Source organism: Paraclostridium sp., from assembly GCF_051656405.1.
Classification (GTDB): Bacteria; Bacillota; Clostridia; order Peptostreptococcales; family Peptostreptococcaceae; genus Paraclostridium.
Genome location: NZ_JBOGBV010000042.1, coordinates 28,755 through 55,192 on the forward strand (window position 1 = coordinate 28,755; position 26,438 = coordinate 55,192).

36 protein-coding genes are annotated in these 26,438 nt (G+C 31.5%); 1 reads left to right on the forward strand and 35 read right to left on the reverse strand.

Annotated features, from left to right (window positions below):
• Positions 1-88 precede the first annotated feature (88 nt).
• From ACRDDE_RS05600 to ACRDDE_RS05760, 33 genes are all read right to left on the reverse strand, one after another.
• Positions 89-583, reverse strand: coding sequence for a hypothetical protein (locus ACRDDE_RS05600; RefSeq protein ID WP_438626118.1), 495 nt, complete (start codon positions 581-583; stop codon positions 89-91).
• A gap of 88 nt (positions 584-671) precedes the next feature.
• The gene (locus tag ACRDDE_RS05605; RefSeq protein WP_438626120.1) at positions 672-1,448 is read right to left on the reverse strand and encodes a hypothetical protein; all 777 of its coding nucleotides are present in this window, start codon (positions 1,446-1,448) and stop codon (positions 672-674) included.
• Between the two features lie 235 nt (positions 1,449-1,683).
• Complete coding sequence (locus ACRDDE_RS05610) at positions 1,684-2,592, reverse strand: HNH endonuclease (protein WP_438626122.1); 909 nt, start codon at positions 2,590-2,592, stop codon at positions 1,684-1,686.
• 294 nt (positions 2,593-2,886) lie between these two features.
• Positions 2,887-3,678, reverse strand: a complete 792-nt coding sequence (locus tag ACRDDE_RS05615) for an N-acetylmuramoyl-L-alanine amidase (RefSeq protein WP_438626124.1) — start codon at positions 3,676-3,678, stop codon at positions 2,887-2,889.
• Position 3,679: 1 nt separating this feature from the next.
• Entirely contained in the window at positions 3,680-4,120 is a 441-nt protein-coding gene (locus tag ACRDDE_RS05620; RefSeq protein WP_150885863.1) for a phage holin family protein, read from the reverse strand.
• A gap of 56 nt (positions 4,121-4,176) precedes the next feature.
• The gene (locus ACRDDE_RS05625; protein ID WP_438626127.1) at positions 4,177-4,419 is read right to left on the reverse strand and encodes a hypothetical protein; all 243 of its coding nucleotides are present in this window, start codon (positions 4,417-4,419) and stop codon (positions 4,177-4,179) included.
• Positions 4,420-4,494: 75 nt separating this feature from the next.
• Positions 4,495-4,662 (reverse strand): hypothetical protein, encoded by a 168-nt coding sequence (locus ACRDDE_RS05630; RefSeq protein ID WP_438626129.1) that lies wholly within the window; start codon positions 4,660-4,662, stop codon positions 4,495-4,497.
• A 29-nt stretch (positions 4,663-4,691) separates the two neighbouring features.
• The gene (locus tag ACRDDE_RS05635) at positions 4,692-4,871 is read right to left on the reverse strand and encodes a hypothetical protein (RefSeq protein ID WP_438626131.1); all 180 of its coding nucleotides are present in this window, start codon (positions 4,869-4,871) and stop codon (positions 4,692-4,694) included.
• Between the two features lie 32 nt (positions 4,872-4,903).
• Positions 4,904-7,309 (reverse strand): hypothetical protein, encoded by a 2,406-nt coding sequence (locus tag ACRDDE_RS05640; protein WP_438626133.1) that lies wholly within the window; start codon positions 7,307-7,309, stop codon positions 4,904-4,906.
• Complete coding sequence (locus ACRDDE_RS05645; protein WP_438626134.1) at positions 7,310-10,444, reverse strand: phage tail spike protein; 3,135 nt, start codon at positions 10,442-10,444, stop codon at positions 7,310-7,312.
• Positions 10,441-10,851, reverse strand: a complete 411-nt coding sequence (locus ACRDDE_RS05650) for a hypothetical protein (protein WP_438626136.1) — start codon at positions 10,849-10,851, stop codon at positions 10,441-10,443. Before ACRDDE_RS05650 ends, ACRDDE_RS05645 begins: the two co-directional genes overlap by 4 nt.
• Positions 10,852-10,853: 2 nt before the next feature.
• Positions 10,854-14,159 (reverse strand): phage tail tape measure protein, encoded by a 3,306-nt coding sequence (locus tag ACRDDE_RS05655; protein WP_438626138.1) that lies wholly within the window; start codon positions 14,157-14,159, stop codon positions 10,854-10,856.
• Entirely contained in the window at positions 14,159-14,407 is a 249-nt protein-coding gene (locus ACRDDE_RS05660; protein ID WP_150885881.1) for a hypothetical protein, read from the reverse strand. The genes ACRDDE_RS05655 and ACRDDE_RS05660 overlap by 1 nt, the downstream gene beginning before the upstream one ends.
• On the reverse strand, positions 14,367-14,795 hold the full coding sequence (locus ACRDDE_RS05665; RefSeq protein ID WP_438626140.1) for a hypothetical protein: 429 nt from the start codon (positions 14,793-14,795) through the stop codon (positions 14,367-14,369). The genes ACRDDE_RS05660 and ACRDDE_RS05665 overlap by 41 nt, the downstream gene beginning before the upstream one ends.
• Before the next feature lie 69 nt (positions 14,796-14,864).
• A complete protein-coding gene (locus ACRDDE_RS05670) occupies positions 14,865-15,401 on the reverse strand; it encodes a hypothetical protein (protein ID WP_438626142.1) in 537 nt (178 codons plus the stop codon).
• Positions 15,401-15,739 (reverse strand): hypothetical protein, encoded by a 339-nt coding sequence (locus ACRDDE_RS05675; RefSeq protein WP_438626144.1) that lies wholly within the window; start codon positions 15,737-15,739, stop codon positions 15,401-15,403. Before ACRDDE_RS05675 ends, ACRDDE_RS05670 begins: the two co-directional genes overlap by 1 nt.
• Positions 15,740-15,747: 8 nt before the next feature.
• Positions 15,748-16,092: a hypothetical protein gene (locus tag ACRDDE_RS05680; protein ID WP_438626146.1), complete on the reverse strand. Its 345-nt coding sequence runs from the start codon at positions 16,090-16,092 to the stop codon at positions 15,748-15,750.
• Positions 16,085-16,453 (reverse strand): hypothetical protein, encoded by a 369-nt coding sequence (locus ACRDDE_RS05685; protein ID WP_438626147.1) that lies wholly within the window; start codon positions 16,451-16,453, stop codon positions 16,085-16,087. Before ACRDDE_RS05685 ends, ACRDDE_RS05680 begins: the two co-directional genes overlap by 8 nt.
• Positions 16,450-16,698 (reverse strand): hypothetical protein, encoded by a 249-nt coding sequence (locus tag ACRDDE_RS05690; protein ID WP_438626148.1) that lies wholly within the window; start codon positions 16,696-16,698, stop codon positions 16,450-16,452. The genes ACRDDE_RS05685 and ACRDDE_RS05690 overlap by 4 nt, the downstream gene beginning before the upstream one ends.
• Before the next feature lie 8 nt (positions 16,699-16,706).
• Positions 16,707-16,838: a Rho termination factor N-terminal domain-containing protein gene (locus tag ACRDDE_RS05695; RefSeq protein WP_438626150.1), complete on the reverse strand. Its 132-nt coding sequence runs from the start codon at positions 16,836-16,838 to the stop codon at positions 16,707-16,709.
• Positions 16,839-16,865: 27 nt separating this feature from the next.
• A complete protein-coding gene (locus ACRDDE_RS05700) occupies positions 16,866-17,762 on the reverse strand; it encodes a phage major capsid protein (protein ID WP_438626151.1) in 897 nt (298 codons plus the stop codon).
• 17 nt (positions 17,763-17,779) lie between these two features.
• On the reverse strand, positions 17,780-18,346 hold the full coding sequence (locus ACRDDE_RS05705; RefSeq protein ID WP_438626153.1) for a phage scaffolding protein: 567 nt from the start codon (positions 18,344-18,346) through the stop codon (positions 17,780-17,782).
• Positions 18,347-18,452: 106 nt separating this feature from the next.
• Positions 18,453-19,385, reverse strand: a complete 933-nt coding sequence (locus ACRDDE_RS05710; RefSeq protein WP_438626154.1) for a hypothetical protein — start codon at positions 19,383-19,385, stop codon at positions 18,453-18,455.
• Positions 19,385-19,564 carry a hypothetical protein gene (locus tag ACRDDE_RS05715; RefSeq protein WP_270659185.1) on the reverse strand — a complete coding sequence of 60 codons (180 nt, stop codon included), beginning with the start codon at positions 19,562-19,564 and terminating at the stop codon, positions 19,385-19,387. The genes ACRDDE_RS05710 and ACRDDE_RS05715 overlap by 1 nt, the downstream gene beginning before the upstream one ends.
• A 23-nt stretch (positions 19,565-19,587) precedes the next feature.
• Positions 19,588-19,953 (reverse strand): hypothetical protein, encoded by a 366-nt coding sequence (locus tag ACRDDE_RS05720; protein WP_438626156.1) that lies wholly within the window; start codon positions 19,951-19,953, stop codon positions 19,588-19,590.
• Positions 19,953-21,389 carry a phage portal protein gene (locus ACRDDE_RS05725; RefSeq protein ID WP_438626157.1) on the reverse strand — a complete coding sequence of 479 codons (1,437 nt, stop codon included), beginning with the start codon at positions 21,387-21,389 and terminating at the stop codon, positions 19,953-19,955. Before ACRDDE_RS05725 ends, ACRDDE_RS05720 begins: the two co-directional genes overlap by 1 nt.
• 11 nt (positions 21,390-21,400) lie before the next feature.
• Positions 21,401-22,663 (reverse strand): PBSX family phage terminase large subunit, encoded by a 1,263-nt coding sequence (locus ACRDDE_RS05730; protein ID WP_438626159.1) that lies wholly within the window; start codon positions 22,661-22,663, stop codon positions 21,401-21,403.
• Complete coding sequence (locus ACRDDE_RS05735) at positions 22,656-23,105, reverse strand: terminase small subunit (RefSeq protein ID WP_438626160.1); 450 nt, start codon at positions 23,103-23,105, stop codon at positions 22,656-22,658. The genes ACRDDE_RS05730 and ACRDDE_RS05735 overlap by 8 nt, the downstream gene beginning before the upstream one ends.
• 51 nt (positions 23,106-23,156) lie before the next feature.
• Positions 23,157-23,651: a DUF2321 domain-containing protein gene (locus ACRDDE_RS05740; RefSeq protein ID WP_438626161.1), complete on the reverse strand. Its 495-nt coding sequence runs from the start codon at positions 23,649-23,651 to the stop codon at positions 23,157-23,159.
• Between the two features lie 30 nt (positions 23,652-23,681).
• Complete coding sequence (locus ACRDDE_RS05745) at positions 23,682-23,828, reverse strand: hypothetical protein (protein WP_438626163.1); 147 nt, start codon at positions 23,826-23,828, stop codon at positions 23,682-23,684.
• A gap of 40 nt (positions 23,829-23,868) precedes the next feature.
• Complete coding sequence (locus tag ACRDDE_RS05750) at positions 23,869-24,012, reverse strand: hypothetical protein (RefSeq protein ID WP_438626165.1); 144 nt, start codon at positions 24,010-24,012, stop codon at positions 23,869-23,871.
• A gap of 332 nt (positions 24,013-24,344) precedes the next feature.
• A complete protein-coding gene (locus ACRDDE_RS05755; RefSeq protein WP_438626166.1) occupies positions 24,345-24,842 on the reverse strand; it encodes a DUF1492 domain-containing protein in 498 nt (165 codons plus the stop codon).
• A gap of 18 nt (positions 24,843-24,860) precedes the next feature.
• The gene (locus ACRDDE_RS05760) at positions 24,861-25,304 is read right to left on the reverse strand and encodes a RusA family crossover junction endodeoxyribonuclease (RefSeq protein ID WP_438626168.1); all 444 of its coding nucleotides are present in this window, start codon (positions 25,302-25,304) and stop codon (positions 24,861-24,863) included.
• A gap of 96 nt (positions 25,305-25,400) precedes the next feature.
• On the opposite strand from ACRDDE_RS05760, the gene ACRDDE_RS05765 reads away from it, so the two are divergent.
• Positions 25,401-25,856, forward strand: coding sequence for a hypothetical protein (locus tag ACRDDE_RS05765; RefSeq protein ID WP_035118887.1), 456 nt, complete (start codon positions 25,401-25,403; stop codon positions 25,854-25,856).
• A gap of 29 nt (positions 25,857-25,885) precedes the next feature.
• Here the strand turns inward: ACRDDE_RS05765 and ACRDDE_RS05770 are convergent, their stop codons facing one another.
• Both ACRDDE_RS05770 and ACRDDE_RS05775 read right to left on the reverse strand, forming a co-directional pair.
• Positions 25,886-26,041, reverse strand: coding sequence for a hypothetical protein (locus ACRDDE_RS05770; RefSeq protein WP_438626171.1), 156 nt, complete (start codon positions 26,039-26,041; stop codon positions 25,886-25,888).
• A 10-nt stretch (positions 26,042-26,051) separates the two neighbouring features.
• A complete protein-coding gene (locus tag ACRDDE_RS05775; protein ID WP_438626173.1) occupies positions 26,052-26,423 on the reverse strand; it encodes a hypothetical protein in 372 nt (123 codons plus the stop codon).
• Positions 26,424-26,438 lie beyond the last annotated feature (15 nt).

Below are 26,438 nucleotides of genomic sequence, written 5' to 3' on the forward strand. Positions count from 1 at the left end.
ACTTGCCTGTCCTTTTAAATTTTTTCAAAAATAAAAAAGACTAGGATAAATACTAGCCCTTTATACCATAGCTTACTTAGTTATTTCTTTAATTATTTTTTCCTGTTGCATCTTCTTCTATTATTTTATCTCCATCTATTGTTAAAAACTTTTTAGTTTCTTTTAATTGGCTTCCTGGTTGTAATGGTGCACAGTCAAAATCAATTTCTCCTAAATTTCCAATTGGTGCGTTCTTTACAAAGTGTATACCTTGATCCCCATACTGTATTATAAAGTAATTAAATTTTAAATCACTTTTACTAAGTTCATTATATGTTTTTATTATATCCGAATCATTTGGTTTATCTTCACTTACAACTTTTAAGTAATTTTGACCTTCAAGAAGATCCCCACTTCCACTTTTTAAGGGAATTAATTCTCCTGCCCCTAATGGAGTCTCTATTTTACTTTGTTCTGTTTTTTGTACCTCTTGTGTTTCTTCAATTTTGTTTACTTCTTTTTTAGCCTCTTCTTTAGAATTTGTACATCCTGCTAATGAGATCGTTAAGATAGCTATAATAGCTAATAATTTAAATTTTCTCATTCCTTTCCCTCCTATTTAAACATAATTTATATAATATAAAAAAATCGAAAAGGCTAGAATGAAAACACATTCTAACCTCACTATTTGATTACTCTTTTATATAATATTCCTCTGTCCATTCTATTTTTTCAAAATCTTTGTCAGTAGAAAATGTCAATTTAACTTTCTGATCTTTTTTCCAAATGCCATTTGGTGAAACAGGAATAGACTCAACAACAACCCCATCAGAGTCTAAAAGTTTTACATCTAAGAAAAAGCTTTCGAAATCTACTCCAGTATTATTCTCAACTATAGCTTCATAGTCTTTCCAGTCGTACTCTTCTTTTACTTTTTCAAATTTTATGCTTTTTAACATTTTATCAACTTTATCTTTAACATCATTTTTTTCTTTTACTACTTGAGCATTATTTTTTAATTCTTCAAATGATTTTTTATCTAACTCTAATCCAAACTTATCAACTAAAGTTGTTATAGCAGTGCTTCTCATATCATATCCTTCTGTCCATAACTTTTCATATTTCATCACATCACTTGAGTAATATTTAATCGATTCCTCTTGCTTATTAAGTCCCTCAATATAATCTTTTGCTAATTTTCCTAATTCCGGATTATCAAATTCTGCATCTTTATATTTTTCTAAAATTTTCTTTTCCTTAAGTACAGCTTCTTTAAGGTATTCATTTTCATTTAAAGTTACTTTTCCTGATTCTACATCTGCTAAATACGAAGCTCTTGCATTAAATGATTTTTTCGCATCTTTCAAAAATGCTTTGTCTTGGCCTTTATCATCTCCACCTGTTGAAGAGCATGCAACCATAGATAAAGATATTATAATTGCGCTTAATAATAATATTAGTTTTTTCATATTTTCCCTCCACTTTTTATAAATCATAAATAGTATACAACATTTATATTGTTATAATTTGTCATTATTTGTCATTATTTTATTATTTATTTAAAATTTGTATTTTTAGGCATAAAAAATAAGAAGTACTCGTTTGCTTGAGTACTCCCTTTTCTCGTTTAATAGGTACGATAATTAATTTTCTATGTAATTTTATAAAAACATAGAAACTAATTAGATCCTTTTTACTTATGATTTATATATCTACTTTTGCACCTTTTGTACGATTACACTTCCAACAAAGTGTTTGTAAATTTTCTTCCGTAGACATACCACACTTTGATATTGGTATTATATGATCTATTTCTAGCAATAAATTTCTTTCATCATTTGTAGATATACCACACTTTTGACAAGTGTAATTATCTCTTTCTTTTATTTTCTCTCTTAACCTTGAAGTCATTAATGCTCTTTGCCCTGCTACACTTTTTTTGAACTTAACAAGGTCTGAAAGATATTCTACAAAATCATTTAAATTATTTATATCTAATTTAATATTGCAACTAGTCGATTTATTCCCTCCAGGACTCACATACCTAAATGTATAAGTAGGAAAATACAATGTACTAAAATCAATTGTTTTAAAACCTAAATTTAACATAAATTTCTTCATGCTAAACTTTCTAATAAGAAATGGAATATCATTTTGAATAGATTCTTTAATTTTTTCGAGTTCATTATTAAGTAGCAATTTACCTTCTTCTGCAGCAGAAAAGTTATTTAAAACACTTTCAAAGTTTTCTAGTGATTCTTCATTAGGCTTTATATTAAAATATTTACATAGATATTTAAATGGTTGCTGTTCAGCGTTTTTGCATACAGATGCAGAACACTCGTGAATAAATTCAGATTTTTTTGCTTTCATTTGTTCTTTTCTTTTAAAATTATATCTACTTGCATCCTTTAATTCTGCATTTCCATAATTAATTTTTTTAATATCTGAATAAGCTTCTTTCAGTTCCTCAATGTGTTCATTCAAAGAGTTACAGCTTAAAATGTAATCATTTAAATCTTTCTTTAATTTATTGAAATTTTCCCCTTTGTAATATGAATATTCATAGACTTTCCAAACTATAAATAGTATTAAAATTATAACCAAAATCATTACTTTACCCCTCTTTCTTTTTATAATCCCCTCAACCTCATAATTATATCACAAGGGGCAACGAAATACGTGCAAAAATAGAATATCTACTCTGAACATGTTGCTTTAACTGAATTTAACTCTTTATTTTTAGTTATGTACTCTCATTAGTTATCATTTCTACAAATACTATTATAAAAAAAGATAAAGCAATAATCTTTAACAAGTTGAGCATAATAATTTCCATATATTTATTAATTTTTTCAAGTAATGTAAATATTTCTTATGCTTTATATAGTTCAAATTCATATTCAATTAAACTAACTCTAAATACTTAGAGTTAACATATCCAAGTCCTTTATTACCCTTGAATTCTTCTATACTTAACCAATCATTTAAGCAGTATTGTAAGTTAACTATATCTCCTTTTTTAACTTGACCTATTACATTGTATTGAGTTCCTCTATCATATCTTACATTTAGAACGTCAGCTATAACTTTAGCCTTTCTTCCAGAGTAATCACCATTTGCAAATCCTTTGCCTGGTGATGTTTGATTACCATCTACATAAGATACTCCTAAGAACTTGCATATGCCTTTACTTATAGCAGTTGCAAATTCTTCTTTTTTATTAAGCATCTTATTAATATCTTCTTCATTATTTATAAAGAATAGTTCTATTAATGCAGCTGACATTTTACTTTCTCTTACCATATGTAAGTTTCCTTCTTTAACACCTCTATTTTGAGTATAAAGTCCAGCTTTTACACATTCTTCTTGTATGCAGTCTGCTAATTCTCTATATTTTAACTTGTAGCAATAAGTTTCTAACCCTTTTGCATTTCTACTATCAGCATCGTTAACATGTATAGAAACTAAACAATCAGCTCCCCAAGCATTAGCTTCATTGGTTCTTTGTTGTAAACTCTTAGTAATATCATTAGTACGAGATAACTTAACATCTAAACCGCATTTTCTTAGCTTAGAATCAACTAGTTTACCCACTTCTAAAACTACATTTTTTTCAAGTACATTTCTAGCTTTGTTTAATGCTCCACTGTCATTTCCACCATGTCCTAAATCTATATATACTTTAAACATTTCCATATTAAATCTCCTCACTTTCATTTTTTTTATTTATATTTGATTTCTTTTGACCTTCTTTAAGTTGTTCTAATGCTTCTGCTAATCTATTTGGTACTGGTAATCCTAACGCTGTACAGTTTTCTAAGATACTGATACCTTCATTAGCTATATAAAAATAACAAATTAATGTTCTGAAAATCCAAGTACTATCATTTATCAATCTATCTAGTAATACAGCTACTATTAAAACTATAAGTATTACTGATTTCTTAGCTATCCCCTTAAATCCAGTATTAGAACTAAGCTTGTCTGTTACATATCCTCTTAATAATCCTGTTAAGTAATCTATTAGCATAAATGCAACTAATACGCTTAATGCTATATCCCATCCCCCAAATAACCATGTAAGTAAAGTTCCAACAATTGCTGTTAGTCCGCTTAATCTTTCATCATATATATTCATCTATTCCTCCTTGGTTTTAAGCATTAAAAAAGGACCTGTATTTAGGTCCTTTAAATCTACTTAGGTTCATTGATTTTAGCTTCTCGATCATGCATATTATTATGCCCACAATGTGTACACTTTGAATATACTCTAAATTGAATATAGTATCCATCATAATCATATCTTCCTGCTCTATGTGCCACAAGTTTTGCATTATTTTCCTCTCTTATTTCATATTCACTACCACAAATATAGCAATGTCCTTTTCCTTCATACCATCCAGTTGCTTCATTTTTTTTAACTAGTTCAAATGCCATTTTAAATTCCCCCTTTTTATGATAATATACATAATTCTACATTTTATTTAATTTTCCTTTTTATATAAAAACTTTTTATTTTACATTTTCAATTAAATTCTCATAACCTTTTTCTTTAAGAATTTCATCAACTTCTGATTGATATTTACTCCAGTAAGATATTGGCACAACTACTCTATATGGTAATCCTCCATTCTCCTCTCCTTTTATTATTTGGTCTGCTAAATATTTTGCATTACTCATATTATTATTCCTCCTGTGATTTATATATTTTATGACATACTTTGCATTACTAACTCATTAACAATATTTTGAGTTGAAACAACTTGCTCCTTCAATTCAAGATTTACGCTTCTTAGACTTTGAATTTCACTTGCTATTGGTGCAAATACATGAGGGCAATTCTTTGCTAAAAGATCTATTGCTTCCTCTAAAGTCATAGTATTATTCATAAAACCATCTCCTTTTTGTATAAAAATAACACCTACATTTGAGGTGCTTCTAATCTATCTAATCTTAATTTTGTATCTAATGTATTAAGTGCTACTGTAAAGTTAGCTACATTAGTTTTGTAAACTTGGTCTTGTAATTGTCTAACTTGTTTAGATAACTCTTTTACAAAGTTAGGCAAGTTTGAAGTTATCTTCCAACTAGCTTTAATTGGTAATGCTCCACCCTTTACCATAACCATTGTGTCACCCTCGAATGAATCGGGATAAATTGGATTTAATTCATACTCACTTTTAGGCGAAGGGATAACAATCTCAATATTATTATTAGAAAACCATGTATCAAGGTCTATCAATGATGCGCACTCGCTTTGAGGAATAGTTATGTATAATAACCCTTTAGTCTTATTAAAAAATATACATTTTTCCTCCCTAACAACTGCCACATCGTACACCTTTAATTTATTGCATATACACTTGTCAATTATAAAGTTATCGTATGACTTCCAATATGTTTTAAATCCTCCTTTATCAGTTCCGTTATCCCTCCATAACTTATCTTTATTATTTAATACAGTTCTTAGGGAGTTTAATTCAAGCTTATTATTTACAGTGTCTAGCACATCCCACTCATTTAATTCAGTTACGGGCTTCCATGCTCCGTTTGCATCTTTGTATAGTATAGGCTTTTTATCTTCCAAATAAGGTTCAAATTTATACTTTGTAGTATCTTCATATAAGCAAATAGAATCCTTTTTAACTGTCCAAATTCCACCGCTATTACCATATGTCGCAGAAATATATTCAAGTGTTTTATTAGGTCTACTAATTGCAGTAACTGTTTCCCATTCCGTATTGCCTATTGTAACGTGATCTTCAGTTCCATCTGTGTAATGAAAATAAAATCTAGGTTTAGAAGTAGAATTTGAACATTTTTGAGTACAAGAAAATTTATAAGAAGTATTTACTTTAAATGTTAAATAAACTAATTTTTCTCTATTGTACCAAATTTGACCGTAATCCAATTCATATTCAGTGTCATTTTCATTTTTAATATATAGCTTTAATACTTTATCATCAAATAAATTTCCACTCCATTTCAAAGTATTAACCTCCAAAGGTCTACCATTTCCAACACTTGCTAGACCTTCAAAGAAATCAACTATATTAACATTACCTTTAACGATACAAACTTTGACCTTATTTCTGTCAAAATCAACATAATTATTTCCATCATGACTTTGCAAGTATAATCTATAAGAGGGATATGTATCTTTGACATTTAAAGTAACTTGACTAAAATCATTAGTATACCCTTTTATAACTCTCGCCACACCTTCACTATCAACCCCATAAAGCGCCCATTTTAAATATTGCAAACTTGAATCATTTTCTTTAAAAACTTTTATCGTAACATCTTCGCCAAACGGGAACATAGACTTGTTTATAGCATGATAGTAAATTCCTATATTTGACTTTGTATAATCGTTATTACATATATTAATCATAGTTTCGCCATATACTTTCAAGTCCTTAACTAAACCTACTTGGGTATTAGTACACACTTGATATGACTTGTTTGTATCATATGCAAGATCTTGAGATTCTTTCATTCCATTCATATCAATTACGAAATCTTTTACGGATTTGTCACCTATAATCAAATCACTATCAAGTCTTTGCTTTACGGTATCATGCACAACTCCGCTTGCATCTTTTCTAGCTTCTTTAAGTTCTAAATCTACTGTCCCTGCTGCTAAAGCTCTATCAACATCAGCTATCTTTTCATCGGCTTTTAATGCCATTTCATTTTTAGCATCTTCTACAGATAATTTCATAGTTTCTATTGATGTATCTACTTTTTTAATCATTTCTATTTTAGCAGTTTCAACTTCTTCTATCTTAGTATTTGCATTGCTTGTAGCTATATCGGCTTCATTAGCTGACCTGTAAGCATTATCAATAGCATCTGTCATATCTGTAATCATTGAGTTAGCTTTGTTAAGTGCTGAATTAGCTTTATTTGATGCTTCATTTGCACTATTTATTAACTGTATAAGTATAGGATAATTAGTTTCAACTTCTATCCCATTTCCAGTGGTTAAACCTTTCCATATATCATAAGTGATACTAGGTGATTGCGCGACTGATCCATCACTTCTATTTACTAGAATTTCTAATTTATTAAGTCCTACAACTAATGCATTTGAAGGAAATACTAAATCTACAATTGCATTTAATGGATCTATAATTCTTCCTGCTCCACTTATTTCAGTAGAGTTTTGAAGCTTGAATGTACATATTATATTACATCCAGTAAGGTCGTTGCTTCCTCCTGTATTTAAGGTACATCTTAATGTATTGTTAGTGCTTAAGTTTCCCTGGTGAAAGTACACTACATCTTTATACAAATAAGGTTTTGTAAAATCTATTGCAAACATTTATGCACCTACCTTCTCTTTTAATATACTAACTTCATTTTTAAGTTCTTTTATTTCTTTTAAAGCTAGTTTTAATAACTCTTCATAACTAGCAATTGCACTTCCTTTTTCATCTATAGAAGCATACGGAGTTCCTACTATATTACTAACATCCATTAATAATTCAGTATTTTCTTCTTGTATAGCTTCTTCTTCATTAGGTAATGCAATCAATGAATTAAATCTAGGCATTTTAGTTTTATCTATAAATTCTATACTGTCTAATATATCTAAAGGTTTTTCGGATAACGTTCTAAAAAACATTAGAGACATAGGGGCGGATGCAAACACACCAGCACTAAATGTAGTACCGCCTATAAGATTAAGCTTAGCATCAACATTAATTACATTACCCGCCCCTCCTTCGGGGTGAGATATATTCCTACATTTAACCGCATCTTCGGCAATTAATGAGTGATTTGTATTTATGTTACCACCAACCCAAAACTCTTGAACAAGTATATCCATTCTGTCTAGCCTAGGTTTTTGGTTACTCTGTATTATAAGCCTACTTGTAGGCATTATGTAAAAATCACCTTCATTAGCATATAATCTAGTAAATGTTCCACTATCTACGTTTTGTTGGTAAGATGAACCTTTTGGTGTAGTACAGAAATCTATATATCTATCTCCACCGCTAGAACTACGGATACCTATACCTTTGTTACCAGTACCTCCAATTTCTAAGTTGGCTTCTTTTTCAGCTCCATAGATATATATATTATCAGTACATAGGTTCCCGTGTTGGTCCACCCAAAACACATCATATTCACTTTGATTTCTTATTCTTATAGCTCCATTTTTGACTAATATTCCCGCCTCAGTTATTTCAGTGCCAGAGTTAATAACCTCGTTAGCATGTGGAGTCCAAGGAGGCGTATTCTCGGGATTACCCTCAACTATTTGCATGTACTCTGCATATATAGCGGCGTGAGCCATGTATAGAATCAAAGTGTGCTCAGTTTGAGTTGCAGTAAATGTTATACGCTCAGTGTGCCACCCGTCAGCTACTAATAAACTCCTATTTTGAACTGATAAATTTTCTATACCAAATTGTAGCGTGCCAGCCCCAGTTATATAGCCACCATCATTTTGATACTTAAGGAATAGCGTATAGGTCTTGCCTGGTGTAAACTTTATAGGCTGAAACAATCCGTGAAACTGATTAGAATCGTTCTTTATCCATAAAGTATTTCTATCGTGATTTATCCACGTGTACGATCCAAAACAGTCATATACAAACGTGCCATTCCTGAACCAACCAACAAAGCTTTTATTCCATATTGAGTTAACAACTTTGTTACTTGTCGGTGTAGCGAAATCTACTTTCCACTTATCGACTGCCTGAGTTACTTCTGTTTTTGTTGCATATTCATTAGATACCTCTTGCTTTAATCCATCAGCGCTATTAGAAATTTTAGTCTTAACCCAATCTTCTTGAGCTACTGCGCTTCCGTTAATAGTAAACTCCGAGAAATCTGCATAAAGTCGACCGAAATCATCGCAGTCAAAAACTCTCTTACCGTTACCATCAGTAAGAGTCAAATGTCTCATATCTATCCAATTACCTTTTATAATTCCAGCTTCCATATAATCAGCCGAGAATATATTAGCTACTAAATTTCCAACTCCTAAAGTAGAGAAGTATTCTTCAAAATCATCTGATTTTTTAGTAGTAATAGCAACTTGAGGACTAAACTCTGTACGACTTTCATGGGTATTTTTAGCACATATTCTAAAGTACCAAGTTTCTCCAGGCTTAGCTTGAAATAAATGAGAACTAGATTGACCACTATGTATCAAGTCAAATATATTAGGCTTAAAATCTTTAGTTTTAGAAGCGTAAAGCTCATAAGTATAATAAACCTTATCTTCAAAAGTCCAGCTCAAATCAATACTTCCCCAGCCTTTTACATTAGCAGTTAAAATAGGTGTATTAGGTAAGCTATCGGGGAAATCTCCTATATTACCGTCAGCTCCATCTTTACCAGGTGGACCATCTTTTCCAGGAGATCCTTGAGTTCCTCCGCCGCCTATAATATCACCTAGTGTTGTTCTCGGCTTCCCTAATTCCATAGATTCATAACGTTCTTTTATGAAGTCATATTTATATTTAATAACCTTAGCTTTAGTATCTACATTAAATCTTTTATCAATGATTCTAGCAGTATCACATAAGCTTATTTTGTCTTGTAGTCCTTCGTAACCTACACACTTACTAAGAGGTATAAATTTAATTGTATAATTGCTTTTAGGTATATCTCTTTTATTAATCTTAAATTCATCCTCACATAACTTATCAAGTTTCTCAACCGTAGGTATTTCACCATTTTTAAACTTGTCAGAGTAATCACGTCTACCCTCTATATTTATATAAGGATGTGCAAAGTTATCTATATAAGGGCTATCTATCCAGTTACTTTTAACTATAGTTTCTTTGCCACCTTCGGGTGTATATTTAGCAAACCCTCCAACTCTAGTTTCCAGGTCTGTTAAATCTCTTTCAAGCACAAAGTCAGTTAGGTTTTTACCAAATTCAATAGTTACCTCGTTATCATGCCCTCTTTTATTAAGCACATGAATATTAGTTCCATCCCTTAATATTTCAGCTCCAGTCCCGTAAGTGTCTATAATACTTCCTTCTTTACCAGCTATAGCATTAAGTATATTAACATTATCTATACTATAATTTTGTGCATTAATAATGTCAGAATATCCTCGGTAATGAGTTGAAAAGTGAGAATTTCTAAATAAAGTATTTAAAGCATATTCACAACTAGCATTTTCTAAGTTTACATTTTCAACGTGATCATTGGCTAAGTCAAAACTTTCATGCCTTGCAAATACTGTTATAATATTTTTCATAAGACGTTTAGTATCGTATATCCTAAACTTTTGTAAGTCTTGTTCTTCATTTGGTTTAGTTTCTATCATATTTTCTTCAACTATCAAATCAGATAAAGGGTATCCAACGGGATAATCTATTGTAAATTCAAATATACCGTTTCTTTCTTCCTCTACATATCCGCTATCTATAATATCAACTAATTCACCAAGTTTTACTTTTCCAGTTTTGTCATATAGTATAGGTATCATTTAACCACCTCCATACAACTAAACTTAAAGCTTACATCAAATATTCCCTTAAGTCTTTCTTCCATAGCGACTCCACCAACTATGATAGCTTCATATTCAGTTTTATCGTTACTAAACTTTAAAGGTTTATACTTAACTTCACCAACAAGCCAATCATTAAATTTATCAGACATCACACTAGGCTCAACTCCATCACAAATCAGATAACCTTTTACATTTACATCCTTGCTTTTTCTTCTCTTATTATCAACTAGTAAATCCCCATCTCTACCCATAACTTCTACTAATTCAAAATCATTTTCGAAAGGTTTTAAGTTATCAGCTTCAAAAGCAAAATTAAAAAAAGTGCTAGAAGTAGCACCATATATAAAACTATCTAATTCAGTTATATTTTTATACCATTGCACTACTAAGCACCTCCTGTAGCGTATTTTTCACGCTTTAATTTATAAATAACTTGATCTACAACTTGTTCTGCAATTTCTTTAGGACTATCACTTGTTTTATTTTCAACCTTCTCAATCTTAACTTCTACATTTATATTTGGATTATTAGTTTTCTTAGATTTACTACTATTATTTGAGTCAATATTCAAGTTAATAGCACTTGGTATTTGAGAACTAACATAAGAAGCTATATCGTTACTTCTAATCATGTCATAAGCTTGGGCATACATATTGGTGTCAATAGGCATAGCAAAATTTTGTGGCATAGCCATAAGATTCATAAAAGGCATAGGTGAAACACTTCTAGTTTTAGCTGCATTTTTAACACTAGATATTTGATTTAAAGCGGCTTGAACACCATGTACTTTAATTTGAACATTACCAGTAATAGTCCCACTTAAAGCACTTCTAATCCTATTCCAATCAGATATAACTTTACTTGACATTTTAGAAGTGGAGCGAGTTACGCCATTAAATAAGTCACTAAAATGCTTTTTACCTTGGCTTGAAGTCTTGGCGAAACTTGTATTCATTCCATTATATATATCACTTCCAGCCTGTTTCATAGACTGAACCGACTTAGACATATTAGATTGAACATCTTTAGGAATTTTACCACTTTCATCCATTACGACTTTAGATGTTTGTTTCATATTATTGCTTACCGCATCTTTACCAGCTTTACTTTGTTGGTCCATGTTTTGAGCTGCTTTACTCATTGCTGACTGAGCATCTTGTGGAATCTTATCTAATTCTTGTTTGCTTCCATCCTTTGTACCCTTAGCATTTTCAACCGCTTTAGTTTTAGCATCTTGTGTATTCTTATTAACCGCGTCAGCACCTTTTTTAGTAGCTTTATCAGCTTCATCGGCCATTTGATTCATATGATTAGTTGATTCTGTTCTTAATTGATTAACAAGTTCAGAACCGTTTATATTCATATCAGATAAGTTTTGAACTATCATGTCTCTCATTTGAGCTGAAGACATAGATCCATCATCCTTAACTCCAGAAAGTATTCCTTTCCAAGTTTCGCCCATTCCGCTTAATTTTTCAACTGAACCTTGTTCCATATTGCCAATTTCTGCAACTACATTGTTAGCCATCTCTTTAACACTAGAAGTCCCAACAGTTTTAAAAGCATTAAAAGCATTTGTAGCGTTTTGTTTCATTAAATCTGACTCTGTTACCATGTTGTCGTTAATAGTTTTCATAGCTTTATCGACTTCTTTTTGAAGGTCAGTAGCACTTATACCACCAGATACCGCAAGTGATTCCAAGTTAGCTTTCATTTTATCAGTACCTTTTTCAGTGCCTATCATGTCGGCATTTATACCCTCTAATATAATAGCCATAGTGTCAGATGTACCTTTAAGTATAGTCATTCCTTCTTCATCAATTCCCTTAAGTGAGTTTGTGAACTCTGTAGCTGCATCACCTACATTATGTTTTGTAAGTTCTGGAAGCTTAGAAAGAGCAGTATCATATACATTGGTTATCTTATCAAGCTCAGCTGATGATTGAGTTTCTATAAGTTTTAAAGCATTTGTAGTATCAGCGTTCATGTTACTCAATGATTTAGCTGTATTATTTTCAATTTTTGCCCAACCCTCACGAGTTATATCGTCAAGCTTACTAAATTGACCCGTCATCGCTGCATAAATAAGCTTAGCAGTAGTTTCTATAATTATACAGATGTTACCAAATACAAACTGTATTATACCCCACATAGTCTCACACATAGTTGCAATTGCACGTCCGGCAAATCCAAACTTATCGACTAAAAAATCAAGTGCAGATGTATTACTTCCAATTGTAGCGGCTACAGCAACTAACCCAGCAACCAAGACAGGCAACCCAAGAGTAAATCCAGCAGCGGCTCCAGCAGCTCCAGTTAACGCTCCACCTGCACTAGTAACTGCACCACTAACCAGTCCAAACACTCCAGATAAACCACTTAAAGCACCACTTATTGTAGTTACCGCAGTTATTAAACTTCCGAATATCATAAGTAAAGGACCTATTATAGCAACCATAGCTCCGGCTTTTACAATAAAATCTTGTGTGGAAGGTTCTAATCCTTGGAACTTCTCTATTAAACCTTGAAGCCAACCAACAAAATCTTGAATGTAAGGTATTAATATTCCTCCTATTTCTATACCAACATCAACTAAGTTATTTTTAAGTATAGAAAGCTTAGATGCGGTTGTTTCAGCTCTTTGGTTATATTCATTAGTGAGCGCATTATTCTCTTTCCAAGCTTGTGTTCCAATTCCTAGAGCTTCACTAAATACATCACTAGCACCAGCCGCTCTTAAAAGTGCATCTCTCATACGAACTTCGCTTATACCCATTCCGTCAAGTATTCCTATGGCTGACTCTCCTCGTTCTTCTGCACTTCCTAATCCTTCAATGAATTTCATTATTGCCCCAGATGCATCAGTTTCAAAAGCTTTTTTAAAATCAGATGCACTCATTCCTGCAACCTTTGCAAATTGATTAAGCTTTTTACCTCCTTTTTCTGTGGCTAGTTGCATATCAACCATAACTTTTGAGAAAGCACTTCCTCCTGCTTCTGCTTCTATACCAACAGAACTTAAGGCTGCGGCAAAGGACATTATTTGTGGCTCAGTCATCCCAACTTGGCTACCAGCTCCAGCTAATCTTAACCCCATAGCAGTAATTTCAGATTCAGTTGTTGCCATGTTATTTCCAAGTGCAACAATGGTACTTCCTAACCTATCAAAATCACCCTGGCTCATACCAGTGATATTTGCAAGCCTAGCTAAACTTGTGGCAGATTCTTCAGCACTCATGGTAGTAGAATCTCCTAACATTACCATAGTTTTAGTAAAATCAAGTATATTAGGAGTTTTAATACCTAGCTGTCCAGCGGCTTCTGCAACTCCAGCTATTTCAGTAGCGGCGGTAGGCATTTCCTTTGCCATATCCCTTATACCACTTTCAAGCTTTCTCATATCAGATTCAGAAGCATCAACTGTTTTTCTAACACCAGCGAAAGCACTTTCAAAGTCAATTGCACTTTTAGCTGCAGCACCCGCCATACCAGCAAGTGGCAAAGTAACTCCCAACGTCATTTTACGACCAGTGCTTTGCATAGTACTACCCAGTGCTTTAAATCTAGTAGAGGTGTCTAAAGTCTTATCATTAAATGTTCTTAAACCACTTTGAATTTCAGACATTCCCCTAGTAAATTTATTGGCATCAATATCTATATAAGCTATGGCTGTACCTAGATTCATACTCATTAATTATCACAGCCTTTCATTTTAAGTTGTTCAGCTAAATTAAATGCTTGACTTCTACACTCTTCAACCGTCATTGCATCTTCATTAAATTCAGCTTCATTCCCTTGTTCATATTCGTTTAAAATATACATACAAGCTTCATCAAAACAAAAGGCTACATAATCATCGTCTAAACCTATAATTTCAGAAGGAAGTCTATTAAATTTTTTACTTTGATTTATTACTCTCAGAACATTTCTGCTTGTCACGAAAAGATTTTAATGCTTGAGCACCACCTTGCATGTAATTTAATATTTCAACAAGCTGATCTTCTGTTAAATCTATATCATTTTCTTTAAACCACGAATAAGTAGGAGTAACTAAAGTATTTTCTGCAATAGCTTGCATTAAAGAAGCTAAATCTTTTAAACTTTTAGCATTTTCCATGGCTTCACTAGCTGCACCACCTACACCACCTTTAAACATTGACATAGCCGCACTTAAAAGTGTGTTAGGTATCTTATTTGTAGTTATTAAATTCATTAAATTTGGTCTTTTAACCTCGACTACACATGGAGTTCCATCATTGAAATTTGGCAACTCAATTATTTCTGTTCTTTTCATTTGTCTTAATGTATCTAAACTTGTAACTTGCATATATATTCCTCACTTTCTTTATAAAAAAATAGACTAGAGAATAAACTCTAGCCTTTGTTATTTAGATTTTTAAAGAGTAACTTCTGGAAGTGTTTTTACTAAATCTAAATCATACACTTGTGTTCCTCCAGCAGGTCTTGACTTAACTGTGAATTCAGAAGCCGAGAACTCTCCGCCTTTGTATGCGAACTTAACTAAATCACCTATACAATTTGTGTAAGTAGTCTTTATGTATTCACCAGTAGGCCCATTTTCTGCATAAACCTTAGTGTAAACACATATTTCTGCTATTGTAGCAGGCTTTAAAGCTCCTACATTTGGACCTTTATAATTAAGTCCTTTAGATTCAGTTCCAGGAGTTAAAACTCCACCTTGAAGCTTCTTCATAACTTCTGGTCTTATAGCATTATCTTTAAATTTTAAGTTATATCCCTTAACTATTGTTGGAGCTTCATCACTTGCTATTAATTCTCCATTTATTATAAGTTCTGTTTTATCACCTTCTACTATTTCGGCTTCTGCCTCGTATTCATCAGCAGTAGTTATTTGGTATCCATCTAGCGTAACCATTGCAATGTCTTTAGTCGGTAAAAATTGTTTATCCATTATAACACCCTCTCTCTATTATTTTGGTAACTTAATATAGTCATATAAGCCTTCTTATCATCCTCAACTATGATTGGATATTGAATAAAATTATCTTTTAAGCTCAACCCATTCATATATGTTCTAACACTGTCTATATAGTCAATAAACTTAGAGTATTCGCCTAAAGGATAATATAAAAATAACTCCACTTCTTCTTCAAGCATTGTTTTACTTAAAGCACGCGGAGTATTATTCTTAATAACTATATATGGTTTTTCACAAATTCCTTTATGTTGCCCTATACTGTAGCAATCAAACTTATTTGCTTTTAAATGTTTGTAGATTGATTTAAACATATTAACACCTACTTAAATATTCTATCTAATCCTTTAACTGCTTTAGGTCCTACTGCATCAATAGTCGGTTTAAGAATCCTGTATCTACCTTCATTGCACATTTCAAGATATATACCATAGTCAACACCATGACTTATGCTACATCTAATTGAAGTACCTAGGTTTTGACTATCACCTGTTAATCTATTTCTAGCACTAGAGCTCCTATCACTCCAAGGTCTGTTAGTTTTCGCATAAGCTTCCATATCTTTAGCTACACTATCACCATACAATGCCAAAGCAGCAATCGTTTTAGCTTGTTTTTCTAACATGTTTTTAGCTATATTACTCATATCTAATTTAAAACTACTCATTATTACACTTCCTAACTAACATATCAAAGTATATATCCATGTTATTGGTATTACCTTTGTCAACTATTTCGTATTTAGTGCCTTTTAGAGTGAAATAATCACTCTCTTTTATTAAACAACTTACTTGATCATATACAACCATTAAAAAGTTTTGCTTTTGTCTTTTAACTTCACCACTATTAGTAACAATTTGACTTATCATGTTATTCCCATCATGCCACAAACCAGTTATCTCACACACAACATGAGCGACAGAAGGTTCGCCAAATTCATTGGTTGTATTTCTAAGTACAGTAACTTTAGTAGGCATTTTATTTGTTGCCTTTTGAATTTTAGGTTTAACTTTATTTGCAATCATCATAAACACCTACTTCTATTAGGTTTATAGTTAGAAGCTAAAGTAAGCCAATACTTACGGTTATTTGCTAAACTCAATCCACCAGGTAAAGTAATACTATCATCCTCTGCTTTCATAATTAACAATTTATAAGTTGTTAGATCTAAGTCTTTATTATATAAATCTAAATAATACTTAAGTTCTTCATCAGTAAAAAAGGGAGAACTTTCCTCCCTTAATCTGATTTTAAGTTGTTCTAATTCTCCCATGTTATCACCTATCCTTCGATAAGTTTTATTAATTCTGCTTTAGTTAATGAAGAGTATCCTTCTAATCCTTTTTCTTTAGCTATAACTTTTAATTCATCAACTTTAAATTCAGAATAATCAATTTGTTGTGGGACTTCCACTTCTTCGACTATTGAAGCACTTCGCAGTTAAGCTCCAGCTTCAACTTTAGGCTTCAATACTGCGAAAGCTCCATCTTTTATTGGCAAGTGAGCTAATCTCATAGTTGCTTTTATAGCTATCATGTCATTTTCAGCCAATGAAAGTGGTTTACCATCTCCCATAGTTACTGATTGTAACGTAGCTTCTTTTAATATTTCAAACTCGATACCCTCTCTTATCCCAACTATAGATTTTGACCAATCACCGCATAATAACTCTGCTTTAGTTTTATCAAATGCACCATTTCTAACAAAAGTTAAAGGTAAATCATATAAAGAATTTTCTTTCATACCCATAACCGCTAATTGATTTCCATTTGCATCTCTTAAGTTTCTTAATTCCCTCTTTAATCCGTAATGTCCAGCAAACCCATTAGGATCTAAGTTTTTATCTTCTATTTCAGCCATGACATCCGATATATCTAAATCTAAAGATTGCGTATTTCTTGTTATTACATTTCCTGCATCTATAGCCGATTTTAATACGTTTCCTGCAAATGGAGAATTAACTCCAAATAAACAAGCTTTATCTATTGTTGTATAGAAAGCTTCTGCTATTTGAGGTTTTAATTCTGAGAATACATCTATAGTAGTATCATTTAATTTTTCTCTAGTAACAGGTATTATTACAGCTATTTTTTTAGCTTGCATTTCTGGGAATATCCAAGAAGCTTTAGAAGTGTTTATTCTTTCAGATTCTCCAACCCAGTAAGCACCTGGTTTATCTGCCCAAACTTGAAACTTCATAGTATCAGACTTCATAGGCTTAACATCTGATAACTGTAATATTGATGACCCCCTTGCAATTTCATCCATTATCCCAGGAGCAACCTCAACTGGAACAAAACCTTTCAAGTTGTCTTTTAAGTAATTAGTATCTGCCATATTAGCACCCTCCTTTTTTATTTTCTTAATGAATTATTTATGATAGCATCCATGAAAGTTGATTGACTATCATTGCCATCTGATTTGTTATTATTTCTAGCAAAATATCCTACCCCTCCTGTATCTTGAGGAGCGCTATCTTCAAATAGATATTTTTTACTTTCTTTTAGAGAACTTATTTGTTCTTCTAAACCTACTATTTTTCCGTCTTCTAACTTTAAGTTTTCTTTCGCTAAATATACTTCTAAAGCTTTACTATCTATGCATCCAGCTTCTTTTAATGCATCTCTTAATGAATAGTTGAAGTCCTTATCTTCTGCTTCTTTCTTAAGATTTGCTATAGTCTTTTCATGTTCACTAATAGTACTTTGAAGAGTTTGATTATCTGAGTTGTTCTTCTTTAAAGTTTCTATTGTTTCACTAGATGTTTTTAATTGAGTCTCTAATTCTTTTTTCTGATCATTAACTTTATCGAATCTAGCTTTAGGTATAAAGTTTCCATCATCAACCATTATCTTTTTATCTCCAAGCTTTTCTACAACTTGGTTATAAAGTTCTTCTCCTAACAACTGTTTTAAATCCATATCAATATCCTCCATACGTTTTTTAGTTGCAACGACAACATAGATTAAGCTTGATTTGTTCTTTTACGCCTGCAATAGAAGCTAAAAAGGCGCATAAAAAAAGAACTTATAAAAAGTCCTTACCGTATTCTTTAAACCATTTATCTAGTTTTGCATTGCTTTCACCATCTATCCAATTTCTAAGTTCCTCGCCTATTTGGTCGAGTTCTTTTTCAAGCACTGGTATAGTAGTACATTTTCCATTCGGATGATCCAGCGGCAAGTTATTAACTGAATAAATAACTCCATTCCTGCTCATACACAAGTCACAAGTCCTATGACTATTTGAAGTAAGCCATTTAATTCCAGCAACAAACGGATTTCTTTGGCAACTTCTTTTCTGTGCTTGTTGGAAAGTATGATTTATTGCAGTACGGGCAAGTCTTTGCGCTCTATAATCAACTTTGGTAGAAGCTTTACGATATGTAGTCCTCCATTTTAAAGACTTTCTAGCACTAGGATTTAAATACACTTCCAAGTCCTTAGCTATTTCATACATAGACTTCTTTTCTGCAATTCCTTGAGCTAGAATATAATCAATATCCTTTTCAAACTTCTTAGTGCATGCCCATATTCTTTTGCTAAGTCCTAATCTATCCTTGTAAAGCTTCCCAGACATTATTTCATTAACTGCAGCTTGAGGAACTTTAGCAAACATGTCTATAAAATTATCAGCTAACCCCAACTTGAAACTCCTATCAACATTAACTAATAAATTCAGTTGGGTTTCGTTGGCTAGATTAGCAATCTCTATTAAATCCTTACCTAGTCTCTTATCAATAGAATTAGAGAAAGTTGAAATATCTGTTTGTAAGGATTTTAATACACTTCTTATATATCTTTCAGATAAACTATCCTTTTGCACTTTTGAAAGTTTCTTAGATGTATTTAAGTACATTTGCTTATATATATCTTTTATTTCTCTTTGAAGCTTCTTTGTTAGATGTATCTTTTTCTTATTAGCTTCTAGGCATAACTTTTCGTATTCTGATTTATTCATTACTTAATATCTAATGCTTGCATTTCAGACATTTTAAAGAATAATTTACCAGTAAGAGTTGCCATCTTATCTTGATTTTCTTTCGTATCTTCGCAATCGTATAAGTCATGCATTTCTTTATATAAATCTCCCATATCATGAAACAGTTCAGAAGCTTTTAATATCTTATCCTTTTCCATTACTAGACCACCTCCTGGCAATATTACTTGTTATAAGTCCCTAAAACATTACGTTCTATCCTATCTTCAACTCTTCTGTTCATATACATTAATGCTATCTCTAAGTGTTCTAATGCTTTTGCATTGTATTCAGTAGCAAATGGTCCAGCTTGAAAACATTGTAGTCTATGTCTTACTATTTCTAATAAGTCAGAGTCTATAACTCCATTTGTTGCATTTTCATCTTTCCTAGCACCGTTTTGCATTTGTATTTTCACTTCTATAGGTACTTGTAATTCTCTGTCTATAGATATTAAATACTCATGATTTGCGCCGCCATTTCCTTTTTCATCTACAGCATAAACATCATTTAATTTTTCTCTCTTTTGAATAGTTATTAATTTTTCCATTACTCAACTACCTCCTCAATCATTCCTATGTTATCCTCTAACATAGTCTTTTCTAATTGTATTTGCTTAAGTTCTTCATCTGCTATTTCATCAGTAGAATTTGCCCACTTCTTAATATAAGTTTTTCTACTCATTGTCTGAGTGTTCACTTGTTGCATATCGATAGTTTTTTCAGTATCTTCATCTTCTTGTAATGGATATTGATTTTCTACAACTACCTCATATTCTTCTAAGATAGGTAACTTAGTTATATTATAAACCTCAATCATTTCAAGAGTTGCTTTTATCATCCACTCAAGAGCAGGTCTCCAAGCTTTCATTTTCTCCTCGCATCTAGTAATAAGTTGCCAGTATAAAGCTTTCATAGACTTACCACTTGTCATCATACCTTTTAAATCCTGGTTATTAATTAAAGGTATATTTAAAACCTCATGCATATCAGATTTAATTCTATTAAGTGTATTTTCCATACGCTCATTATAATTAAAGTCAGTTTCTACAGTTCCTATCTTTGCTTGTTTTCCTTCTCCAGCAGAAGGATCTGTAGCAACATCCCAATATGAGCCTGGTTTTATTTTAAAATGTTTAGATGCATCGGGGTCTACATCTGTACCATAGATAATTCTATTCATTCCTTTTCTAAGAGCATCTATATCCTCACTAGATAACTTATTGTAAGCAACAGCATTGTCGTGCAATTCTTCAACATCACTTTCTCCCTTTAAGTCTCCAGAAAGTCCATCATTCAATATTACATATGCTGGTATTCCTGTAAGCTTTAAGTCAACATCTTCTGAAATAATTTTAATAGGAGTTCCATATCCATTGTATATACCTTCATTAAGGATACACTTAGAATTAATTATTTCACCTTTTGCATTTCTAGTCTCAACCATTTCATATTTCTGTTTCCATATCCTCTGTTCATTCTTAGTTTCTGCCTGGTTAAGTTGATAGAAGAATATAATCTTTCGTAATTCATCTACTCTATCATCAAAGGGCTCATAAACAAACTCTAAACTAGGAACAAACATTATTCTTATTGTCTTAGTTATCGTATCTGCATGAAGCTTAATAGCAACTCTTTTTCCGATGAAGCAATCTCTAGCTGCTTTAATAAGTTTATCTTCAAATAAATTCTTTTTTAGAAGTTTACTAATGTATTTGTTTATTTTCTCTGCTTGATCCTTTAATGTTTCATCATCAACTGCAATTGAGAATGTCGGAGCTTTGCCAAATAGGAATCTAGCTTCTTCTTTGATAAGCTTCTTTATATAGTTGACCTTCTTTTTAGTTGGAACATAATCCTCTTCATCAACTACCCAGTCTTGACCTGGCCCTTCATAAATATCATAAAGGTTTATAATATCACTATGCTCTTTGATTACCTCACTTCCATAAAGTCCTTCAAGCTCAGATTTTATTATGTTTATCACAATTTCACCTCCTATCTACTATTAAACTTTCTTTCTCTACCATGTGTTTTCATATCTAACTCTAGAGCATATCTAGTTGCATCAATAGAGTGATTATCCTTATCCTCTAACTTAGGCATAATATTGCCGTCTTTGTCTGTTTGATAGTCAATGTTTTCAAATTCCTTAGCTATATTAGGAGTTCTTTTATTATCAATAACAATAGCTTCTAAATCATCAAGCCAGTTTTCACCAAACTCAATAGATCCAGGTCCTTTTTTTGCTTTTAATGCCTTTATTCCTTTTTCTCTAAGCTCTGCAATACTTCTAGGCTCTGCGCTATCACAAGTAACATGAGTATCATTATAGTTTTTAGCTATTATATTTTCTGCTAATTCTCTTATAGACATCTTTACTCCGTAGATTTCATCAATGAAGTATATAGTTCTTCTCTTCTTATCGTAATGAAGTCTAACAAATGCCATAGGATCTGTTGCATATCCAAAGTCATTACCCTGCCTTATATTATCAAAGCTTTTTATTTCTTCATCGGTTATAGTTCTAAATTCCAAATTAGAAAAAGGAACTACTCCAGAACCTATAGGCTCTCCTAAGTACTCCCATCTATATTTAAAATTATTCTTATTTTTAACTTCCTCAGCTTCTTCTATAAAGGCTTTTGATATATGAGGATTATCTAAGTAAGTACTGTGATGAACATAAGTATTACCTTGAATAAATTGAGTTTCAAACTTTTTATTAACCCAAGATTGCTTTCTCTTAGGAGGGTTATAAGAATATATAACCTTGTAACTTAATCCAGGAGGAAGCTCAGCTCTTAACACCGAGTTAACTATCGTTGTAACTTCATCTTCTGTTTTAAACTCTGCTAACTCTTCAAACCAAACAAAAGCTATGGGGAACTTAGACATCTTTATAGATTTAATCTTAGCTGGATCATCCGCTCCTCTAAATATAAATTTATTACCTCTAGGTATATATATTAGTTGTAACGGAGACTTTTGTATCTTCCAAACATGACCTACATTGAGAATCTCTATAGCTTCTTTAAGTTGCTCGAATACTGATTCTGCTAACGTATTTCCTACCTTACGTATACATAAACACGTTACTGGGTATTTCATTAAAGCTAATACTAACCAAATAGCTATATGAGTTGACTTAGCACTTGCTCTACCACCTTTTAAAACGTGATATAAATACTTATTTGAGTTAATTGTTTTCCAAAACTCATGAAAGTTTCTATTTATAATTTCCGATATTCGTTTATGCATCGTCTAACTTCCCTATATCATCAATTATTGTAACTTCTAAATTACCATCTAAATCAACTTTCTCAGTGAATAAAGCATATCTTTTGCCTAATAACTCAGCTGCTTTAATCCTATCCTTAGCACTTAATTGTTTTTTAACTATTACTGGTTTCACTCCTCCAACTCCATCACTTTCAGCAGCAACAACTTCCTCTAGTACATCGCCTCTTAGTGAGGAACTTAAAAAAGCTAAGACTTCTTCGGCCTTAGCTATTCTATCACTTTCTATTTCTTTCATTCTCTCTTCTATATAGGATTTAATGCAACCATTTGCAACTAACTTATGCGCATTACCTCTTGCATATCTTTCACTATATCCAGCTCTTATAGCTGACTGTTCGGCATTTAAGCTTTCTATATAATAATCAGCGAAAGCTTTCTGCCTATCATTTAATTTACTCACTTAAACACCTCCTATTTTTTATATAAAAAAGAACCCTTTTTCTAGAGTTCTTTATAACACGCCTTGTTGTTTCATTATTTCAACTGCTGTTTTAGCTGCAACTTGCGCAAATGCATCTTTAATTTCTTCTTTTAATGCGCTTCCAGTCTTACTTAAGACACTTTTTATTTTTAACACTGCAACTTTATTCTTAGGGTTCTCAGTACTTATTTCTAAACCACTTTGTTTCAAAGTTTCTTTTTGTTCTTGATCAAGTTCTTCATCTAGTTCTATTAGCTCATTTAAAGCCTCCATTTTAAGACGAGTCCATTCATAGGCATTTCCACAATTATGACAATATGCTGGTGGCTCTTCCATAGATGTGAAGTTTACAACCTCATCGTAGTGGTAATTACCTCTTATATTATCATTGCACTTATCACATTTGTGAATAGCTTCTGCACCACATCTAGTGCAAAATTTTTCATTGTTATTTGGATATTCATTCATACTATCATTAATTACATGTCCATTTTTACAAATTAAAGCTGTATCTTGATAATCCACAACTATCACCTCTCTTTCAAGTATATAATTCTACTTAATTCGAGGATTTCCTTCTTTTTTCTTATATTTATCAAAATTAGGTTTCTTACTCATTTCTCTATCTAACTGTCTTAACTTGTGGCTGTCTAAATCATGAATCATCTTAATTACATCATTAGCATCTTTCCACTTTTTCATATAATCACCTTATCCAAAATATTTATTAAGCACGTCAGACCTATTCTTTTTCAATCAATCCAATACTTTCTAAATAAGCTTCTTCAAGTATTAAAACTTCTGTTATTGTTTCTCTAGTAAGCTTACTATTTTGCATTATAAACTCAACTATTTCATCTTCATTTACCACAACTACTTCATCCATATTTAACTCTCCTTAAAAATAAAAAAAGCCTAGTTGGCTTCTAGGCTTTTCAGTAGTTAAAAACGAGCATACGTATTTTTTAGTTTATACTCCATACCTCTACAGAGTTTCTCTTTTCGTAGTCCTAATTTAGCAAGTCGTTGGAGTTGCACCAACAAATACTCTTACTTGCACGTTACCAGGGAAGGGGTACCCTGGCCATTATATATAAAAAGGGGTATTGGGAGTAAGAAATTAGTTTGTCCTAATTTCCTATATTAATATAATATCACCTTTAAACCCCTTGTGCTTCGGGACTTATTCCGAAGTTTTTCTGAAACTTTTCTGCTATTTTAGAAATTTATAATATTTTCCATTGCAGTCCCCTTAAAATTATAATAAGGATACATTGTAGATATAGACTTATATATCATGTTGTCTCTTATTGAATAATAAGTATCTTTACCTACATTCATTTTATCTGCATAAACTTTCCAATCTTTAATTTTTAATAAATATCTAATCTTAAACATTTGCTCTTCTTCCATATCAAAATTAGATCGTGCTCTTTCTATCCTTTTTAAATCTCTTTCCTTTTTACGTTTTTCTTTTTTTAAGTATTCTATTTGATTTTGTTTTTGTATTAATTCTCTTTCCACCGCCGATGTTATATTAGTACTTGTTTGAACTCTCTCTGAGTATTCTATAGCTCCACACCCTGCATAATCTTGATTAATAAATTCTATCTCTTCATCGAAGTATTCTATTTCCTTTTTTAACTGTTCATAGTTATAAAACATTCCTTCAACTTTTGAAAATAAATCTTCTTTTTCTAATTCTTTTTTATCCATAATAATTCCCCCTCTATATTAAGCTAAATCTTCTATTGTCACTTCTACCCTAGGTCTTTCACTGTAGAACTTCTTAGAAACTACCTCTACAATCTGTGCATCATCTTTGTATGCTATTCCATTTAAGCTATCAGCTATAGCCTTTATAACATTATCTAAATCCGGTTTCTTAGTTGGTCTTATAACTCCATCTAACTTAGCTCTAGCTTCTTTAAACTCTTTAGTTTTTATATTATTTTTAGCTATAGCATTTATATCTTTTTTAGTAATTCCGTAATAACAAACTATGGACATTTTTACATTACCTTCAAAATAATGCTTAACTGTAGTTCTATATAATAACTTAACCCAGTTTTCATAATGCTTAGTTTGCTCTGGTGTAAATGCTCTCCCATTTTGAGTTGAAAACTTTGGTCTTTCTTTTCCTTTTACTTCCCCATCTATCGTAAAATTAACTTTCATATCAATCTCCTTAAATTATTAAATTTTATTTAAAATTTTCCAAACCTATAATTTACTTATTTCTACATATACTACTTGTAAAAAGGATGTGAATTTATGTCTTGGAAAAAGCTAAATATTGTTTTTGCTATAACTTTAATTTTATTTACAAGCACTATAAGTTTTTCTAATGCTTGTAATGTTTCTGCTCCTGTTCCGGTTAGCAATCGATTGATTAAAGACCTAGAATTGATTGATAATAATATGTACCTTCTAATTAAATATGTAGCTGCCGGAAACTATAAAGAAGATAAAGTTGAAAAGGATATTAAATTTATAGAAGCAGCAATTAACACTTTAACTGCTGAAACAGCAAAACTCCCTCAAAGAGATAATGATGTAATTCTATCTATGCAATCCATATTAAATTATTATAAAATTTCTTTAAGTAGGCTAAAAGCATATTTTGAAACTAAAGATGCTGATAATTTAATTGATGCTATTGTTTCATTTTCTTCAGGTTATGACAGCTCAAATAAGCTTAGACAGATTATAGGTGGAGCGGGAAAATAATATCCCGCTTTTCTATTGTTTATATTAATTTATATAGTTCCTAATATAACTGTTCCTAACAGATATGCAGCTGTTAATATCAACATAGCTTTCGTTCCATAAAAAGCTAATGATCCTAGCTTTTCATTTTTAGAACATATATGCAGTAATCCAATTCCTATAAATCCTATTAATATTTCTTTCATATTCAATCTCCTAAAATAAACTAATTTGATTTACCTCTACATTTGTATCTATAATAGATTGAAACTCTTCATAATCAATCCATTTTGTATTTTTATACATCTTTGAACTATACATCTTTAATGCATAATCATAAGCATCTTTTTCTTTATTTATCCAAGCGCAAGTATTAAGAGCATATTCTTTAAGCTTATCTATAATATCTAATTCGCATAGTTTTTTAGCTTGAGCTATTAATAATTTCTCCCATTCTTTTTCTTCATATCTACCACTTGGAGTTACAATATGTGTTTTCATGGTATTAACTTTTATATCTTTACCCTTTTCATATCTTATTGTTGTTTCAACTTGACTAGTAGAGTACATATGTCTCAAATCTTTCATATGAACACCTCATAT